Genomic DNA, 18,282 nt, shown 5'->3' on the forward strand with positions numbered 1-18,282 from the left:
CGACAAGGACCTCTTATGAAACGACTCTGCATGATGCTGGGCTTGGCCCTGCTGTGCGCGGGCCAGGCCCACGCGCAAAATCCAGTGTTACGCGTGGGTGCTCGGGTGTTCACTGAACAAACCGTGCTGGCCACCCTGACCGCCGAATACTTGAAAACCAAAGGCTATGACGTACAGATCACTTCAGGGCTGGGCAGCAACATTGCCCGTAGCGCCCAGGAAACCGGCCAGTTGGACCTGCTCTGGGAATACACGGGCGTATCGCTGGTGTCCTACAACCATGTGAACGAAAAGCTCGACAGCGAAGCCACCTACCAGCGGGTAAAAACCCTGGATGCGCAAAAAGGCCTGGCGTGGCTAGCGCCGTCGAAATTCAACAACACCTACGCCCTGGCGTTACCGGAAAAAATCGCCCAGCAATATCCCCAGGTCAACAGCATTAGCCAACTGAACGAGGTGGTGAAGCGCGAGCCGAAAAAGGGCCATGTATTAGCGCTGGACACGGAGTTCGCCAATAGGCCTGACGGCCTGGTAGGCCTGACCCAAACCTACGGCCTGGTATTCACCCGCGAGGATATCCGCCAGATGGACGCAGGCCTGGTGTATACCGCGCTGCGCAATGGGCAAGTGTTTGCGGGCCTGGTGTACACCACCGATGGACGGCTGGATTCCTTCGGCCTGAAGGTGCTGGAGGATGACCTGCATTACTTCCCTGACTACACCGCGGCGCCTGTGATTCGCAAGGACTACCTTGAGGCCCACCCCGAGCTGGCGACGCTGCTCACGCCCTTGGCCAACCTGCTAGACAACGCCACCATGCGCCAGCTCAACGCCCAGGTAGACGTGGAGCACGACAGCCCCACCAAGGTGGCGCAGGCGTTCCTGGCCAAGCACCCTGAACTGACCCAGGAGGCGAAATGAACCTGCTCGACACCTTCGCCCATATCGACTGGCACCAGGTTATCCATCTCACGGGGCAGCATGTAATGCTGGTGGGGGTCGCGGTCAGTTTGGCGATCCTGGTCGGCGTACCCTTGGGCATACTGATGACTCGCTTCCCCGCCCTGGCCGGCCCCCTGCAGGCCAGCGCCACGGTACTGCTGACCATTCCCTCCATCGCGCTGTTCGGTCTATTGCTGCCGTTCTATTCCAAGTTCGGCCAAGGGCTGGGCCCGTTGCCAGCCATTACCGCGGTGTTCCTCTATTCGCTGCTGCCGATCTTGCGTAACACCTACCTGGCGCTGACCAGCATCGAGCCGGGTATCCGCGAAGCCGCCCGCGGCATCGGCATGACCTTCGGCCAACGCTTGCGCATGGTGGAGCTGCCCATTGCCGTGCCGGTGATCCTGGCCGGTGTGCGCACCGCGGTCGTCATGAACATTGGCGTGATGACCATCGCCGCCACCATCGGGGCCGGCGGCCTTGGTGTGCTTATCCTGACTTCCATCAGCCGCAGCGATATGTCGATGCTGGTCGTTGGCGCGGTATTGGTGAGCCTGCTCGCCATCATCGCCGACCTGCTCCTGCAATGGCTGCAACGCTCGCTGACCCCGAAAGGACTGCTCAAATGATCGAACTACAGAACCTGACCAAAACCTTCAACAGCAACGGCAAGGACGTGCGTGCCGTGGACGCGGTGAGCCTGACCGTAAACGAAGGGGAAATCTGCGTGTTCCTGGGCCCTTCCGGGTGCGGCAAAAGCACCACCTTGAAGATGATCAACCGGCTGATCGAGCCCACCTCAGGCAAGGTGTTGATCAACGGCGAAGACACCAGTTCATTGGACGAAGTCACCCTGCGCCGCAAGATCGGCTATGTGATTCAGCAGATCGGCCTGTTCCCCAACATGACCATTGAAGAGAACATCACGGTGGTACCGCGCTTGCTGGGCTGGGACAAAAACAAGTGCCGCGAGCGGGCGCGAGAGCTGATGGGCATGATCAAGCTGGAGCCCAAGCAGTACTTGAACCGTTACCCGCGCGAGCTATCCGGCGGCCAGCAGCAGCGTATCGGCGTGATCCGCGCCCTGGCCGCCGATGCACCGCTGTTGCTGATGGACGAGCCCTTTGGCGCGGTGGACCCGATCAACCGGGAGATGATCCAGAACGAGTTCTTCGAGATGCAACGGGCGCTGAACAAAACGGTGATCATGGTGAGCCATGACATCGACGAAGCCCTCAAACTGGGCGATAAGATCGCCATCTTCCGCGCTGGCAAGTTGTTGCAGTTGGACCACCCCGATACCCTCCTCGCCCACCCGGTGGATGATTTCGTCAGCAACTTCGTGGGTCAGGACAGCACGCTCAAGCGCCTGCTGCTGGTAAAAGCCGAGGACGCCGCTGACAACGCCCCGTCAGTAAACCCCCAGACCCCCGTTACCGACGCTCTGGAGTTGATGGACGAACACGACCGCCGTTACGTGGTGGTCACCGATGCGGCCAACAAGGCCATGGGTTACGTGCGCCGCCGTGACCTTTACCGCCAGCAAGGCAGCTGCGCCACCTTCTTGCGGCCCTTCAACGGCACTGCTGCCTACGACGAGAACCTGCGCATCCTGCTGTCGCGCATGTACGAGTTCAACCGCTCATGGCTGCCAGTGCTGGACGCTGAGAACGTGTTCCTGGGCGAAGTCACCCAGGAATCCATCGCGGCCTACTTAAGCTCCGGCCGGTCCAAGGGTATGAAAACCAGTATCGTATCCCCCGCGGAGCAGGTGGCTAGCTGAGTCCGGCGCCGGTGTCTGAAGGTTTCCCGGGCTTCGCCCGGCCCTACCGGTTGAGTGCGCTGCCGAACGCTATGGGACCAAGCGAAGCCTGGTAGGCTTCTAGACTGTTTAATTTATTTAAATGCGACGTTTAATTTATTTAAACGCGACATTTTTAATTGATCTCAACGCGCTCACGCCCTACAGTGCGCGCCAAATGTTCCCCGCTGAAACGGGTTGATCCGGCTTGAGTATCGATCACCAGACAGAGGTCATAGGGGATACACAGGGCATTAGGTTTCATCCTCTTTCACGCTCGCTTCCCCCAAGGAGTTCGGTGTATGTCGATCAAGGTCGAAGACTACTATCCTCGCGAAACCTTCCAGAAAATGAAGACGTTCGCCGACACCCAGGAAACCCCGTTCGTGGTGATCGATACCCAGATCATCAGCCAGGCCTATGACGACCTGCGCGCCGGTTTCGAGTTTGCCAAGGTGTATTACGCGGTGAAGGCCAACCCGGCTGTTGAGATCATCGAATTGCTGCGCGACAAAGGCTCAAGCTTTGATATCGCCTCTATCTATGAGCTTGACAAGGTGATGGGCTGCGGCGTGGGCCCAGAGCGCATCAGCTATGGCAACACCATCAAAAAGTCCAAGGACATCCGCTACTTCTACGACAAGGGCGTGCGGCTGTTCGCCACGGACTCGGAAGCGGACCTGCGCAACATCGCCAAAGCCGCCCCGGGTGCCAAGGTGTATGTGCGCATTCTTACCGAGGGCTCGACCACGGCGGACTGGCCATTGTCGCGCAAGTTCGGCTGCCAGACCGACATGGCCATGGACTTGTTGATCCTGGCCCGAGACCTGGGCCTGGTGCCCTACGGCATTTCGTTCCATGTGGGTTCCCAGCAGCGGGATATCAGCGTATGGGATGCGGCCATCGCCAAGGTGAAAGTGATCTTCGAGCGCTTGAAGGAAGAAGACGGCATCGTACTGAAGCTGATCAATATGGGCGGCGGCTTCCCGGCCAACTACATCACCCGCACCAACAGCCTGGAAACCTATGCTGAGGAAATCATTCGCTTCCTCAAGGAAGACTTCGGTGATGACCTGCCAGAAATCATTCTGGAGCCGGGCCGCTCGCTGATCGCCAACGCAGGCATTCTGGTCAGTGAAGTGGTCTTGGTGGCGCGCAAGTCGCGTACAGCCGTAGAGCGCTGGGTCTACACCGACGTGGGTAAATTCAGCGGCCTGATCGAAACCATGGACGAGTCCATCAAATTCCCGATCTGGACCGAGAAGAAGGGCGAGATGGAAGAAGTGGTCATCGCCGGCCCCACCTGCGACAGCGCCGACATCATGTACGAGCATTACAAGTACGGCCTGCCGCTGAACCTGGCCATTGGTGACCGTATGTATTGGCTATCGACCGGTGCCTATACCACCAGCTACAGCGCCGTGGAATTCAACGGGTTCCCACCCTTGAAGGCCTATTACCTGTAACTCCGTGGCGCCTCGCCCGCCCGTTCGCCAACTGCGTTGGCTCCTACGTCCGATAACGGTAGGAGCCAGCCAAGCTGGCGAAAGCGATTGGCGGGGCAACCTCAGGCAACCCTGCCAGTCCATTCGCCAACTGGCGTTGGCTCCTACGTCCGTTATATCCCGCAAAAGCCTGCCTATTTATCTCTTGCCTCACACCTTTTAGCCTTTCATTTTTGGCAAGGAGGGCCATTTATGCGGCATTACAGGGGCAAAGATCTTCGTAAAGGCAGGATTTCCGAAATCGGTCGCGTGTATCTGATTACTACCAATACCTATAGACGTGAGCTGACCTTCGCTCAATGGCAAATCGGGCGATTGGTGTGTCAGCAATTAAGGCGAGAGCACGATGAGAGGCATGCATTGACCATTGCATGGGTGGTGATGCCAGACCATTTGCACTGGCTTATGCAACTGAGGAAGGGCGCCCTGGCCCGGGCCGTGCAAAGAGTAAAGAGTAAAGGCACGCTCCGCGATTGCCATCAATCAAGCACTCGCGCGCACCGGCCCTGTTTGGCAAAGAGGCTTTTACGACCGCGCGCTGAGGCAAGGGGAAGACCTGAAATCCGCCGCCCGCTATGTAATAGCCAATCCTGTAAGAGCAGGGCTGGTCACCCACGTAGGTCAATACCCGTTATGGGACGCCATGTGGTTGAGCGGTAGAGGGTAACCACACCTGTTACACCTGCCCATTCGCCAACTGCGCTGGCTTCTACAGCCGGTTACGGGCACACGCCCTACTGTAGGAGCCAGCAACGCTGGCGAAGGCATTGGGTAGAGCACCTGAAGGCGACCCGGGCAGCTGGATTTTGCTATAACGCCCCTCCAGATCGTTCAACGGGCAGGCACGTGTTCAAGAAAACGGTTTTCCAACTTCACTGGCTGTTCGGCATAAGCGCGGGCTTGGTGCTTTCGCTGATGGGGCTGACTGGCGCGGTATATTCCTTTCAGCCTGAGCTGTTGCTGGCGCTTAACCCCAATACCCTGAAGGTGCAGGGCAGTGACGCGGGCATATTGCCCCTTTCGCAACTGATAGAACGGGTGGAAGCTCAGCAGCCAGAGAAAGTAAACGGCTTATGGATAAACACGCGGGGCGGGCAAGCCTCCAGGGTGTTTTTCATGCCGGCGCCCGGAGAACGTAAGGGCGCGATGGCTTATGTAGACCCTTATACTGGGATGTTGCGGCAGGGTATTAGCGGGGAAGCCTTTTTCGCCTTCGTATTGAAGTTACACCGCTTTCTAGCCATGGGTGAAACCGGTAAGCAAATCACCGGCGCCTGCACCCTGGCATTGTTGTTTTTCTGTATATCCGGCCTGTATCTGCGCTGGCCTAGGCAGCCTTTGCATTGGCGCGCCTGGCTGACCCTGAATTGGGCCAAGCGCGGTCGGGCGTTTAAGTGGGACCTACACGCCGTGGCCGGTACCTGGTGCCTGGCATGTTACCTGGTAGCAGCCTGCACAGGGCTGATGTGGTCTTACGACTGGTACCGTGATGGTGCCTCCCGGCTATTGACGGGCGCAACTGCCCCACCGCGTGGCGAGGGCCGCAAACAGGCCCACGCGCAACCTGTTCCGCAAACGGATGTAGACGCATTGTGGCGCGCCATTCAAACCGCGGCCGGGCCTGGGCTGAGCAGCTTTAACCTGAAGTTGCCTCTGGCCGCCGGGCAACCGGCCACCGGTTTCTATCTGCTGAACAGCTCGCCCCATGATCGCGCCTTCAACCCTATCGAGCTGGACCCACTATCCGGCGCTGTGCTCACCCATGAACGCTACGCCGATAAGCCCTTGGGTGAGCGCTTGTTCACCAGTAACTACGCCTTGCATACCGGCAGCTATCTAGGGCTACCCGGGCGGGTGCTGATAACGGCAGCTGGCCTGTGCATGCCGCTGTTCTTTATCACCGGCTGGCTGCTGTACCTGGATCGCCGCCGCAAGGCCAGGCACGTTCGCCTTAGCCGCCAAGGCCTGAACGGCCAGCAGGAAGGCTGGTTGGTGGCCTTTGCCAGCCAAACCGGCTTGGCCGAACAACTGGCCTGGCAAGCCGCCGCGCGCCTGCAAGCCAGCGGCCAGGGCGCGCGAGTGGTGAGCCTTGGCGCGGTGAGCGAAAGCGACCTTAAAAACGCCAGCCGGGCGCTGTTCGTGGTCAGCACCTTTGGCGAGGGCGACGCCCCGGATGCCGCGCGGTTGTTCGAGCGGCAACTGGCCGCGCGGCAATGGCCGCTGCCCCAGTTGGACTACGCGGTACTGGCCCTGGGGGACCGCGGTTACAGCCATTTCTGCGGCTTTGGCCATCGCCTGGCCGGCTGGCTCGAAGCCCAGGGCGCGCACCCGCTGTTCCCCACCATGGAGGTGGACAACGCAAACGAGGCTGACCTTCAACGCTGGCACCACGCACTGGGTGAACACTGCGCTGCCGGTGATGGCGTGGCTGGCCCGGCGCCCTTTCAAGGCTGGCCACTGCTCGAACGCCGCCTGCTCAACCCAGGCAGCGCGGGGGCGCCGCTATTCGAGCTTAAACTCGCCTTACCCAGCGGCGCTCACTGGCAGGCAGGTGACCTGCTGGAAGTGCTACCACCGGGGCAGGCACTGGCGACCCAACCTCGGGCCTACTCCATTGCCTCGCTCTCCAACGACGGCTACCTGAGCGTGCTGGTACGCCAACATCGCCTGGCTAATGGCACGCTGGGGGTTTGCTCCGGCTGGCTCACGGCCCAGGCAGCGCTGGGTACGTGCCTGGACGCTCGGCTGCGCCCTAATTCTAACTTCCACCTTCCCGAGGACGACCGCCCGCTCATCCTTATTGGCAACGGCAGTGGCCTGGCCGGCCTGCTGAGCTTGCTCAAGGCCCGTATCGAGCGCGGGCAGCGGCGTAACTGGTTGATCTTCGGCGAGCGCAATCGCGCCACGGACTACCCCTTCGAGGCCTTGCTCGGCGAATGGCACGCCCGCGGTGACTTGGCACGGCTGACCCCGGTATTTTCCCGAGACCAGGCGCAAAAACGCTATGTGCAACACGTGCTGCGTGAAGAGGCTATGGCAGTACGGCAATGGCTCGAAGACGACGCTGCGATTTATGTATGTGGCAGCCTGGAGGGCATGGCCCAAGGCGTGGATGACGCCCTGCGCACAGTACTAGGGGATGGCGTGGTGGAAGGCCTGATCGAGACAGGGCGCTATCGGCGGGATGTGTACTGATCAGCGCCCTGCTTGAGGGCAGGCGAGGTTTAGCGTTGAATCAGGCCGGTTGCAGTTTTTGCTCGAACACCGCCACGCCGTCCAGGTCGCGCAGGGTGACGGTCATCTCGCCACTCTGCGCTTCGATGTTCACCTCGCCGAAGAACTGAAAACCTGCGAACGGCGAGGTGTTCTGTGCCCTGGGCGCTTTTTGGAAAATCAGTTCGGGGCCAAAGGTCTGATCCAGCGGGTTGGGCCCGAAGCTACCGGCGTTGAGCGGGCCGGCAACGAATTCCCAGAAGGGGTCAAAATCCTGAAAGGTGGCGCGGTCGGGGTGATAGTGGTGGGCGGCGCAGTAGTGTACGTCTGCCGTCAGCCACACCGTATTGCGCACCTGCTGCTGGCGCAGGTGGCTCAATAGCTCGGCGATTTCCAGCTCACGGCCTTTGGCCGGGCCGTCATCGCCGTTGGCGATGGCCTCCCAGCGGTTGACCCCTGGGCTGACCTCACCGTCCGGTACGCCCAGGCCTACGGGCATGTCGGCGGCGATCACTTTCCATTGGGCCTTGGAGGCGGCCAATTCAGCTTTCAGCCAATCCAGCTGGGCACGGCCCAGGAAGCTACTGTTGGGATCAATGCGCTCGCCCAGGTTAGCGTCGTTGCCGCCACGGTAGCTGCGCATGTCCAGCACGAACACGTCCAGCGTGGGGCCATAGGGGATGCGCCGAAACACCCGGCTACCGCCGTCGGCCGCCTGCCGCCGCATGGGTGCGTACTCCAGCCAAGCCTGGCGCGCCGGCCCTACCAGTTGCTGAATGTCACGGGTGTGGTAGCGGCTGTCCAGTTGCTTGCTGGGGGACCAGTTATTGGTCACTTCGTGATCGTCCCATTGCCAGATCTGCGGCACTTCGGCGTTGAACCGCCGCACATTGTCATCCAGCAAGTTATAGCGGTAGTTGCCTCGGTAATCGGCCAGGGTTTCGGCCACTTTACTCTTGGCCTCGGTGGTGAGATTGCGCCACACACGGCCATCTTCTGTGGTGAGCTGGGCAGGCACGGGGCCGTCGGCGTAGATGGTGTCGCCGCTGTGAATGAAAAAATCTGGCAGGCGCAGGCGCATGGCTTCGTAAATGCGCATGCCGCCAATATCTGGGTTGATACCAAAGCCCTGGCCCACGGTGTCGCCGCTCCATACGAAGCGAATGTCCCGCGGCTGAGTGGGTACGCTGCGCAGGTGGCCGAACCAGGGCTCGCTGGCCACGCCGGTGTTGGCGTCCTCGAACCATACCCGGTAGAAGATGGCCTGCCCGGCTGGCAGGCCAGTGAGCTCCACACGCCCGGTAAAGTCACTGGCAGCACTGACCAGGCTAGACGTCACTCGCCTGGGCTGAGGGAACATGCTGCGGGTGTCCCACTCCACCACCAGCTTGGCGGGGCGATCACAGCGGCTCCAGATCATTGCCCGGTCGCCCAGTGGGTCCCCAGACTGCACGCCATCGGTGAGTTGCGGCCGGTCCTTGACCGAGGCCAGTACCGCTGGCGCCAAGCCAGGCAGTAACAGGCCAGCACCCACGCCTTGCAAGAGGCGGCGGCGGGCAATGGGGAATTCACTCATGGCGGGCTCCTTCACGGTATGAAGGAGCCTAATTAACGGTAAAAAGATGACAGCCGCGTGTACACCCTCGGCTTAAGCCGCCTCAGGCACCGACAACGCCTGGGCTTCCGCCCGCTTCAACACTGCGTACACCAAGGCAGTAACCAGGCTACCGGCGACGATCGCCACCAGGTACGACAGGGCATGGTTCATGGCGTTGGGGATCAACAACACGAACAGCCCGCCGTGCGGCGCCACCAGCTTACAACCGAAGTACATGGACAACGCACCGGTGAGCGCGCCGCCCACCATGGAGGCCGGGATTACCCGTAGTGGGTCCTTGGCCGCGAAGGGAATGGCCCCTTCCGAGATAAAGCACAGGCCGAGAATCATTGCCGCCTTGCCCGCTTCCCGCTCGGCCTGGGCAAACTTATGCCGCGCCAGCAAGGTCGCCAGCCCCAGGCCAATGGGTGGGACCATGCCCGCCGCCATGGTGGCCGCCATGGGCCCAGCGGTTTGGCCGGCCAACAGCCCTACTGAAAACGCATAGGCGGCTTTGTTGATCGGCCCGCCCAGGTCGATGCACATCATGCCGCCCAACAGAATGCCTAGCAACACGGCATTGGTGGTGCCCATGCTGTTTAGGAACGCCGTCAGACCATGGAGCATGCCTGCCACTGGCGCGCCTACCACGTACACCATTACCAAACCGGTCACCAAACTGGCCAACAGCGGGATGATCAAGATGGGCTTGAGGGATTCCAGGCTGGCGGGCAAACGGGCCGCGCGGCTAATCCCCTTGGCGCTGTAACCGGCGATAAACCCGGCCAGTATCCCGCCAATAAAGCCCGCGCCCAGGGTACTGGCCAGCAGCCCGCCGATCATCCCAGGCGCCAGGCCTGGGCGGTCGGCGATGGACCAGGCAATGTAACCGGCCAACAGCGGCACCATCAGGGTGAAAGCCGCATCGCCCACCTGCTTGAGCGCGGCGGGGAAGGTCCCGGGTTCCTTGAATGCCTCGATGCCGAACACGAAGGACAACGCGATCAACAGGCCGCCCGCCACCACCATGGGCAACATAAAGGACACGCCGGTGAGCAGGTGCTTATACACACCGCGCTTTTCCGGGGTGGCTGGGGCGCCGCCGGCTGCGCTGCTGCCTTCCACCTGGCCTTCGGCCAAGGCTTTTTGCAACATGGCCTGAGCTTGCTTTAAGGCAATGCCAGTACCACAGCGGAAGATCCGCTTGCCCGCGAAGCGCTCGGTCGCCACTTCGATATCACAAGCCAACAGCACCACATCGGCGGCAGCGATATCAGCCGGGCTCAGGGGGTTACGCGCGCCCACCGAACCTTGGGTTTCCACTTTGAAGGCGTACCCCAGCTGGGTAGCGGCCTGTTGCAGCGCTTCGGCGGCCATAAAGGTATGGGCCACACCGGTCGGGCAGGCGGTGATGGCCACGATGCTAGGCTGGCTATTAGGGGCGCCGGTGGCCTGGGGCCGTTGCCCAGGTTCATAAGGGCTGGCCTCGGCCAGCGCACGATCGAGGAAGGCGTCCACGTTGCCCAAGGCTTCGGCGGGCGTGCTTTGATACACACGCTTGCCGCTCAGGCGATCCAGCTCTACCGGGCCGGTACTGACCACCAGCACCCAGTCTGCTTCTTCGATATTGAGCGGTGAGAGGTGCCGCTCCGGCTGCCGCGGGTCGTGGATTTCAACGCAGGTGCTCCAGCCACGGCGCTGGGCGGCGCCGTCCAGCAGGCGGGCGCTGAGTACACTGGAGATCCGCCCGCCTGGGCAGGCGGTGATAATGGCAAGTTTCATTGGGGGGTCTCCTCGAACGCGGCCAGGGGGCGCACGCTCACGCCACTTTCAAGCCGCTCCAAAGCGGCGTGGTCGGTGATACCGAAACCGATCTGCGTCACGGCCATGGCAGCGATGGCCGTGGCGGTGCGTAAGGTGTTCTGCGGCGCGGTTTGGTTCAGCAAGCCGTGCACCATCCCCGCCAGCAGCGAGTCGCCAGCGCCTACGGTACTGGCAACCGCCACCGTGGGCGGCAGGGCATGCAGGGCGTCATGTGGAGTGAACCAGCTCACGCCTTGAGCGCCCTGGGAAATCACTACGTTCTCGATACCACGGCCGTGCAAGGCCTTGGCGGCGCTGGCCTGGTCGGCCAGGTCCTCCACTGGGGCATTCAAGGCCTGGGCCAGTTCCTCGGTATTGGGCTTGACCAGCCACGGTCGGCACCCAAGGCCGGTACGCAGGGCCGCGCCGCTGGTGTCCAAGGCCACCCGCAAGCCAAGCCCGTGCAACACCTCCAGCAATTGGTGCAACCAGGGCAGGCTTACCCCCGGGGGCAGGCTGCCAGCAACGATAGCCACCTCATGCCCCGGGGCAATCTTGGTCAAGCGCTCCAATAAAGCTGCCTGATTCTCGGTGGACACCCGAGCGCCGTTACCGTTGATATCCGTAACGCGGCCATCGGCTTCGGCCACTTTGATATTGCGGCGGGTTTCGCCAGGCACCCGGATAAAGGCGTCGGTGAAACCGCGCTGGCGAAACAGGGCCTCGAAGCGGTCGGGGTTATCGCTGCCCAAAAAGCCGGTGACCGTGAGCTGATGGCCCAGGTCTGCCAGTACTTGGGCCACGTTCAGGCCCTTACCGGCGGCATGCTCATGCAGCGCCTCGCCCCGGTTGACCTCGCCCACCCGCAGCGCTGGCAACTCGACGGTCAGGTCCAGGGCCGGGTTGAGGGTAATGGTTAAAATCCTTGCCATCATGCGTTCTCCACCAGGGCGCGGACTTCACCCGCGCTCGCAGCCACCAGGGCTTGCCGCGCCAGGCCTTGGACCGACGCCAGGGCCAAGCCACGTACTTCTGCCTTCACTTCGGCGATGCTGCGCGCCGATACGCTCAACTCATCCACCCCCAGCCCTACCAACACAGGTACGGCCAGCGGGTCGGCGGCCAGTTCGCCGCATACCCCTACCCACTTGCCATGGGCATGGGCGGCACGCACGGTGATGTCGATCAGCTGCAATACCGCCGGATGCAGGCCATCGGCCTGGGCGGACAGGGTTGGGTGGCCACGGTCGATGGCCAGGGTGTATTGGGTCAGGTCATTGGTGCCGATGCTGAAGAAGTCCACTTCGGCGGCCAGCACCGGTGCCAGCAACGCGGCGGACGGCACCTCGATCATGATCCCCAATTGCAGGTCATCCACCGGGTGCTCCTGGCGCAGGCGCTCGACCATGTCACGGCCCTGCCGCCATTCCTCTACCGTGCCCACCATAGGGAACATGATTCGTAGTGGGCGGCCGGCGCCGGCTTGGAGCAAGGCGCGCAGCTGGGTTTCCATCAGCTCTGGGCGTTGCAGGGTCAAACGAATGCCGCGCACCCCCAGGAAGGGGTTTTCCTCGACCGGGATCGGCCAGTAAGGCAAGGGTTTATCCCCGCCCACGTCCAGAGTACGCACCACGAGGGGCCGACCTTCCAGGGCATCGAGCACGCGCAGGTACTCGGCGCGCTGGGTGGCTTGGTCCGGGGCCATGGGGTGGGCCATAAAGATCAATTCAGTGCGCAGCAGCCCGATGCCTTCGGCGCCCTGCTCTACCGCACCGGCTACCGCCGCGGCTTCACCCACGTTGGCGAATACTTCCACCGCGTGACCGTCAGTGGTAACGGCAGGCTCATGGCGACGCTCGGCGGCGGCGGCCAGGCGCGCGGCCCGCTGGTCGCGATCCAGGCGCGCCCGGGCCAGGGCTTGCTCGGCCGGTGCCACGGTAACCAGGCCGCGCTGGCCATCGAGCAACAGCGCGGTACCCGAGGCGATCCGCAGCACGCTGTCACCGGCACCCACCACGGCAGGAATACCCAAGGCACGGGCCACGATGGCGCTGTGGGCGGTGGCGCCGCCACGGGCAGTCAGGATGCCCGCCACGCGGGCCGGGTCAAGCCGGGCGACATCCGATGGGCCCACTTCGTCCATCACTAGTACATAGGGTTCATCCGGTGCCTCGGTGGTTTTAACGCCACAGAGCTGCGCCAGCACGCGGCGGCCAATGTCACGAAGGTCAGCGGCGCGTTCAGCCAGCAGGGCGTCGTGCAAGGCTTCCTGGCGTACTGCCGCAGCCTCGATCACCGCCACCCAGGCGGCCGCGGCGCTGTCGCCCTGGCGCAGCCGCTGGGCGACCTCTTCCACCAAGGCCGGGTCGTCAAGCATTTCCAGGTGGGTGATGAAAATATCGCGGATGGCCTGGGCACTGTTGCGCTCCACCAAACCGCCGATGGCCGCGCGCACCTCGGCGATGGCCGCGTCCAATTGTGCCCGCTCCGCTGTAGGGGAGCCGCCGCGAGCCGGGTAGTCGAACGGCTGGTTTACCTCGACGTGGGCCGGGCCCATGGCGATCCCTGGCGAGGCGGGCACCGCGCGCAGGGTCATGCCCGCCGGCGGGGCAGGAACGGCTACGGGTGTAACCTGGGGTGCGCTCAACTGCTCTGGGGTGGCCACGGGTAGTGGCTCTACCGTTTCGCCTAAACCGCTTTCGATAGCGGCTAACAAGGCAGGCAAGGCCTGCTCGGCGATACCTGGCTCGGCCGCCAGCTCTAGCACCTGACCCCGGCGCGCGCCCAGGCTGAGCAAGCGGCTCAGGCTCTTGGCGGATACCGGCGCCTCGCCACTGCCGAGCAGCCGTACCTGGATTTCACCCTCGAACCCCTTGGCTAATTGAGCCAGTTCTTTAGCCGGGCGGGCGTGCAACCCATGAGCGTTGGCCAGGGTGACCTGAATGCTTGGCCAGTCCGGCGGGATCTCACCACCGAGCACTTCAAGCACTTCACGGCTGTTGGCCGCGTGGAACAGCTCTTCGCCGCGGCCTGCGATCAGCAGCGCGCATAGCCGCTCCAGCAAGGCCTCATGGGCCTCGCCCAGGCTGGCCAGGCAGAACAGCCCATTGACCGTTTGGCCGTCCAGCTGCAAGGGCCGCTCGGGGGTCACGAAGGCCAACCCGGGGCGGCTGACCGCCTGCTCACTGTGCAACCACCACAAGCCCTCGCCCAAGGGCAAAGGCGAGGTTTGTTGCAGTACGCCAGCAAAGCCGTTCCCTACGCATTCAGCCTGGCGCAGCAGGCGAGCGCCGCGCCACACCAGTTCTTCGAAGTCCTCGGCAGGAACCGTCAGGCCGACCATTTGGGCGTCCAGGGCCAGTGCCTGTGGCGCGCCTTGCAGCAATTTCAATAAGGCTTCCGGGTCAGCGGCGTGGCGCAAGGCTTCGCCCAGGTCGGTCTCGCCCAGCGCGCGGGTGAGCAACTGCAGCAGACGCAGGTGCTCATCGGACTTGGCCGCGATGCCGATGGCCAGGTACACCCGCTGACCGTCGCCCCAATCCACCCCTTCGGGGAACTGCAACAGGCGCACGCCGGTGGTAAACACTTGGTCGCGGGTCGCTGGCGTACCGTGAGGGATGGCGATCCCCTGGCCCAGGTAGGTCGAGCCCTGGGCCTCGCGGTCTTGTAGACCCTGCAAATAGCCTTGGGCAACCAACCCGTCCGCCACCAGCCGGTCAGCCAACAGGCTTAGCGCCGCGGCTTTGTCCGGGGCAGCCTGGCCCATTGAAATCTGCTGCGAGGTAAGCTCGAGCATGCCTGACTCCTTATCGCGCCATCGAACGGGCGCTCAGGTATTGTTGTGAGTGTTTCAGCCCGCCGGGGCTATCATTGACCCTAGGCGAGCCCCGAAAGGCAAACCACTCAGGCAGTGAGTGGCATTAATACAGCCTGGCTCTGACCCCCGACCCTTGGATTTATCGCAATCAGGTTGGCTGAAACGTTTAATCTGTGAAGTAGCGCACGTTACTCGAAATCATCAGGCGAGGGAAAGCCTGCTATCGGGCAGCCTAGGCAAACTGGCCCTGCACTGCACGGCCATATCAGCGACAATGCCCATTGCATACCCAGAGGGCTGCCGGATGGGGCCTGGGGCGCCATACAAGGAAATTCTGCTTGAAACTCAGCGATATTGCCCGTCTGGCCGGGGTCTCGGTGACCACCGCAAGCTACGTCATCAATGGCAAGGCCGCGCAGCAGCGCATCAGTGAAACCACGGTTGCGCGAGTGCGCGCAGTGGTGGACGAGCACGGCTTTACCCCCAACCCTCAGGCCGCTGGCTTGCGCAGCCAACGTACCCGCACCCTCGGGTTCATTCTGCCCGACCTGGAAAACCCAAGCTTTGCCCGAATCGCCAAAATCCTCGAACAGAAGGCCCGGGCGCGGGGCTACCAACTGCTGATCGCAAGCTCCGACGACGACGCCGAGAGCGAGCGCCAGTTGCAGAAGCTGTTCCGCGCCCGCCGCTGCGATGCGTTGTTCGTGGCCAGTTGCCTGCCGGCCAACGATGCCTGTTACCGCGAAATCCAGAGCCGTGGCACCCCGGTGATCGCCCTCGACCGGCAGATGGACCCCAGCCTGTTCTGCTCGGTGATCAGCGATGACCGCCAGGCCGCGCGCCTGCTCACCGCCAGCTTGCTCACGCCGGGCCTGGGGCAGATCGCGCTGATCGGCGCGCAGCCCGACATGAGCATCAGCAAGGAGCGGGCCGGCGGTTTTGCCGATGCCTTGACCCACTTCCCGGGCACCGTGCTGGTGCGCGAAGGCGAAGTATTTAGCCGCGAATGTGGTCAGCGGCTGATGCAAGAATTGATCAGCGAACTGGGCGGCTTGCCAGGCGCCTTGGTCACCACTTCTTATGTGCTGCTGCAAGGTGTGTTCGACGTGCTCCAAGGCCGTGACCTGGCCGACCGGGCCTTGCGCCTGGGCACCTTCGGCGATACTCAACTGCTGGACTTCCTGCCGTTGCCTATCAATGCCATGGCCCAGCAACACGAGCTGATCGCCTCGCGTGCGCTGGAGGTCGCCCTTAACGCGCTGGAAGAAAAACACTATCAGCCAGGCGTGCATGCCATCGCCCGTACCTTCAAGCAGCGGATTCACGAAGGCCCCGCATGATGCTGGTGGACACCCACACTCACCTGGACTTTCCGGAGTTCGACGCTGACCGTGGCGCCTTGCTGGATGCCGCGCAAGGCGCCGGGGTACAACGGGTGGTGGTGCTGGGCGTGCATCGGCCCAACTGGGAGCGAGTGTGGCGCATGGCCGAAAGCGATGACCGCCTATACGCGGCGCTGGGTTTGCATCCGGTGTTCCTGAGTGAACATACCCAAGGCCATGTGGATGAATTGTGCCAATGGCTGGAACGCCTGGCGGGCCATCCCAAGCTGTGCGCCTTGGGTGAATTCGGGCTGGACTATTACCTCAAAGACCTGGACCGTGACCGCCAGCAGTGGCTGTTCGAGGCACAATTGCGCCTGGCAGTGGATTTTCAATTACCGGTGCTGCTGCATGCTCGCCATTGCCATGCGGCGGTTATCGCCACCCTCAAGCGCTACGCATTGCCCAAAAAGGGGGTGATCCATGCCTTTGCGGGTAGTGATGAGGAGGCGCGGGAATACCTGAAGCTGGGGTTCAAGCTGGGCCTGGGTGGCGCGCCAACCTGGCCTCAAGCGTTGCGCCTGCGCAAGGTAGTGCCACGGCTGCCCCTGGACAGCATCGTGCTGGAAACCGATAGCCCAGACATGGCTCCCAGCATGCACGCCGGCATGCGCAATAGCCCATTGCACTTGCCGGATATCTGCCACGCCCTGGCAGCCTTGTTGAAGGTGACGCCCGAGGCGCTAGCCCAGGCCAGCACACGCAATGCCTACGAGGTACTGGGCTGGGCCTGATGAGCGCTTAACCGTGATACAGCAGGGTCCATAGCGCGAACAGTGCATACCAGAGCACCGCCGCCCTTTGCAACAAGGCCCAGAGCGCGTCCAGCGCGGCGACCGGTTCGACGGAGGGCGTGGTCACGTCTGCGGCCAGGCGGCCGGTGTGTTCCACGAAACGGGCAGCACTGCCTTGCCAATCCAGCAGTTCGTGTAGCATCCAGCGGCATACCACCACGAAGTTGCCCACCAAGGCAAAGCTTGCCGCGAGCACCCGGGCGGGTAACCAGTCCAACGCGTGCCGCAGCCGCCCTGCCTCACCCGCCAACGCCGGGTTCAGGCTGTGCTGCTCGACCAATGCCAGCAGCCGGTAGGCCAATGCCAACGCGGGCCCCAGCAGGCTGTACCAGAACACCACGGCAAAAAAGCTTTGGAACGCTTGCCACAGTACCCAGCCTTGGGCGCGTTCAGCCAGGCCCGCGGCGGTATCGGCGGTCAGGCCAAGGTCGCGCTCGGCCACATGCAGCGCAGCTTGGCTATCATTGCGGCGCCAGGCGTCGCGCAACGGCCCCATGGCGACCTTAGGCGCTCCCCGCCCCAGGCTGTACAGCAACACCAGCACATGCACAGGCAACGCAAGCCAGCCATAGGCCACGGCGCTCAAGGCCCATAGCAACACCGCCACCAGCGCCACCGGCAGCCCTACCAGCAGCACCAAGGCCAACCCGGGGCGGGCACCTGGCCTGCCCGCGGCTTCACGGCCACGCAGCTCACGCAGGAACCAGCCGTCACGTTGCACCCGTGGGCGCCACGCCGATAGCTTTTCGATCCACACCACCATCAGTAATACGAGGAAGCTCACGCGTTCTTCTCCTTTATAACGCCTAGACCAGCCAAGTACCTGCCCCAGTCAAACGCAGCGCCGGGGTCGGTTTTGCGCTCAGGGGCAATATGGCAATGGCCTTGAATACGCGAGGGCCCGATGACCGGGTAAACCTTACGGATCTCCTCGCTCAAATGGGCCAGGCTGGCATATTGAGCATCGGTGTAGGGCAGCGCGTCGGTGCCTTCCAGCTCTATCCCCAGGGAAAAGTCATTGCACCCCTCGCGGCCCTCGAAGGTAGACACACCCGCATGCCAGGCCCTATCTCGACAGGACACGAACTGAATGATCGTGCCGTTGCGCTCGATCAAAAAGTGCGCCGAGACCGTCATTTGAGCAATGCTGGCAAAATAGGGATGTTCGGCGGGGTCCAGGCGGTTCTGAAAAAACTCCACCACCTTGCCCGTGCCGAAAGCCCCTGGGGGCAGGCTGATGTTGTGGATAACCAGCAGGGAGACTTCATCGCCGGGGCGGGCATTGAAGTTGGGCGATGGGCAATGGCGTATGCCACCGCACCAGCCGGTGACGGGATCCAGGTGGACCTCATCGAGCACCATAACCGTACCTAAGCTATCGAGTCAGGCGCGCAGTATGCCCGGTTACGCCAGGCAGCGCAGCGCGCT

The 18,282-nt window shown here is 62.6% G+C and carries 13 protein-coding genes and 1 pseudogene; 8 read left to right on the forward strand and 6 right to left on the reverse strand.

The window, feature by feature from the left end; translation table 11 throughout:
- Window positions 1-15: 15 nt before the first annotated feature.
- From ACWKV4_RS01070 to ACWKV4_RS01095, 6 genes and pseudogenes are all read left to right on the forward strand, one after another.
- Window positions 16-921 (forward strand): glycine betaine ABC transporter substrate-binding protein, encoded by a 906-nt coding sequence (locus tag ACWKV4_RS01070; protein WP_483830280.1) that lies wholly within the window; start codon window positions 16-18, stop codon window positions 919-921.
- Complete coding sequence (locus ACWKV4_RS01075; RefSeq protein ID WP_483830281.1) at window positions 918-1,571, forward strand: ABC transporter permease; 654 nt, start codon at window positions 918-920, stop codon at window positions 1,569-1,571. Before ACWKV4_RS01070 ends, ACWKV4_RS01075 begins: the two co-directional genes overlap by 4 nt.
- Window positions 1,568-2,725 (forward strand): osmoprotectant ABC transporter ATP-binding protein OsmV, encoded by a 1,158-nt coding sequence (locus ACWKV4_RS01080; RefSeq protein WP_483830282.1) that lies wholly within the window; start codon window positions 1,568-1,570, stop codon window positions 2,723-2,725. Before ACWKV4_RS01075 ends, ACWKV4_RS01080 begins: the two co-directional genes overlap by 4 nt.
- A gap of 320 nt (window positions 2,726-3,045) precedes the next feature.
- Window positions 3,046-4,209, forward strand: coding sequence for a type III PLP-dependent enzyme (locus ACWKV4_RS01085; protein ID WP_483830283.1), 1,164 nt, complete (start codon window positions 3,046-3,048; stop codon window positions 4,207-4,209).
- A 231-nt stretch (window positions 4,210-4,440) separates the two neighbouring features.
- Window positions 4,441-4,915, forward strand: a pseudogene (locus ACWKV4_RS01090) (REP-associated tyrosine transposase).
- Window positions 4,916-5,094: 179 nt separating this feature from the next.
- Complete coding sequence (locus tag ACWKV4_RS01095) at window positions 5,095-7,443, forward strand: PepSY domain-containing protein (RefSeq protein ID WP_483830284.1); 2,349 nt, start codon at window positions 5,095-5,097, stop codon at window positions 7,441-7,443.
- A 40-nt stretch (window positions 7,444-7,483) separates the two neighbouring features.
- Here the strand turns inward: ACWKV4_RS01095 and ACWKV4_RS01100 are convergent, their stop codons facing one another.
- From ACWKV4_RS01100 to ptsP, 4 genes are all read right to left on the reverse strand, one after another.
- A complete protein-coding gene (locus ACWKV4_RS01100) occupies window positions 7,484-9,037 on the reverse strand; it encodes an alkaline phosphatase D family protein (RefSeq protein ID WP_483830285.1) in 1,554 nt (517 codons plus the stop codon).
- A gap of 72 nt (window positions 9,038-9,109) precedes the next feature.
- Complete coding sequence (locus ACWKV4_RS01105; protein WP_483830286.1) at window positions 9,110-10,840, reverse strand: PTS fructose-like transporter subunit IIB; 1,731 nt, start codon at window positions 10,838-10,840, stop codon at window positions 9,110-9,112.
- Complete coding sequence (pfkB, locus tag ACWKV4_RS01110; RefSeq protein WP_483830287.1) at window positions 10,837-11,793, reverse strand: 1-phosphofructokinase; 957 nt, start codon at window positions 11,791-11,793, stop codon at window positions 10,837-10,839. Before pfkB ends, ACWKV4_RS01105 begins: the two co-directional genes overlap by 4 nt.
- The gene (gene ptsP / locus ACWKV4_RS01115; protein ID WP_483830288.1) at window positions 11,793-14,657 is read right to left on the reverse strand and encodes a phosphoenolpyruvate--protein phosphotransferase; all 2,865 of its coding nucleotides are present in this window, start codon (window positions 14,655-14,657) and stop codon (window positions 11,793-11,795) included. Before ptsP ends, pfkB begins: the two co-directional genes overlap by 1 nt.
- Window positions 14,658-15,016: 359 nt before the next feature.
- On the opposite strand from ptsP, the gene cra reads away from it, so the two are divergent.
- Both cra and ACWKV4_RS01125 read left to right on the forward strand, forming a co-directional pair.
- Window positions 15,017-16,018, forward strand: coding sequence for a catabolite repressor/activator (gene cra / locus ACWKV4_RS01120; RefSeq protein ID WP_483830289.1), 1,002 nt, complete (start codon window positions 15,017-15,019; stop codon window positions 16,016-16,018).
- Window positions 16,015-16,794, forward strand: coding sequence for a TatD family hydrolase (locus ACWKV4_RS01125; RefSeq protein WP_483830290.1), 780 nt, complete (start codon window positions 16,015-16,017; stop codon window positions 16,792-16,794). The genes cra and ACWKV4_RS01125 overlap by 4 nt, the downstream gene beginning before the upstream one ends.
- A gap of 7 nt (window positions 16,795-16,801) precedes the next feature.
- On the opposite strand, the gene ampE is transcribed toward ACWKV4_RS01125, so the two are convergent.
- Together ampE and ampD are read right to left on the reverse strand one after the other, a co-directional pair.
- A complete protein-coding gene (ampE, locus tag ACWKV4_RS01130; RefSeq protein ID WP_483830291.1) occupies window positions 16,802-17,638 on the reverse strand; it encodes a regulatory signaling modulator protein AmpE in 837 nt (278 codons plus the stop codon).
- A complete protein-coding gene (ampD, locus tag ACWKV4_RS01135; protein WP_483830292.1) occupies window positions 17,635-18,216 on the reverse strand; it encodes a 1,6-anhydro-N-acetylmuramyl-L-alanine amidase AmpD in 582 nt (193 codons plus the stop codon). The genes ampE and ampD overlap by 4 nt, the downstream gene beginning before the upstream one ends.
- Window positions 18,217-18,282: the final 66 nt, after the last annotated feature.

The organism is Pseudomonas artemisiae, assembly GCF_057128685.1.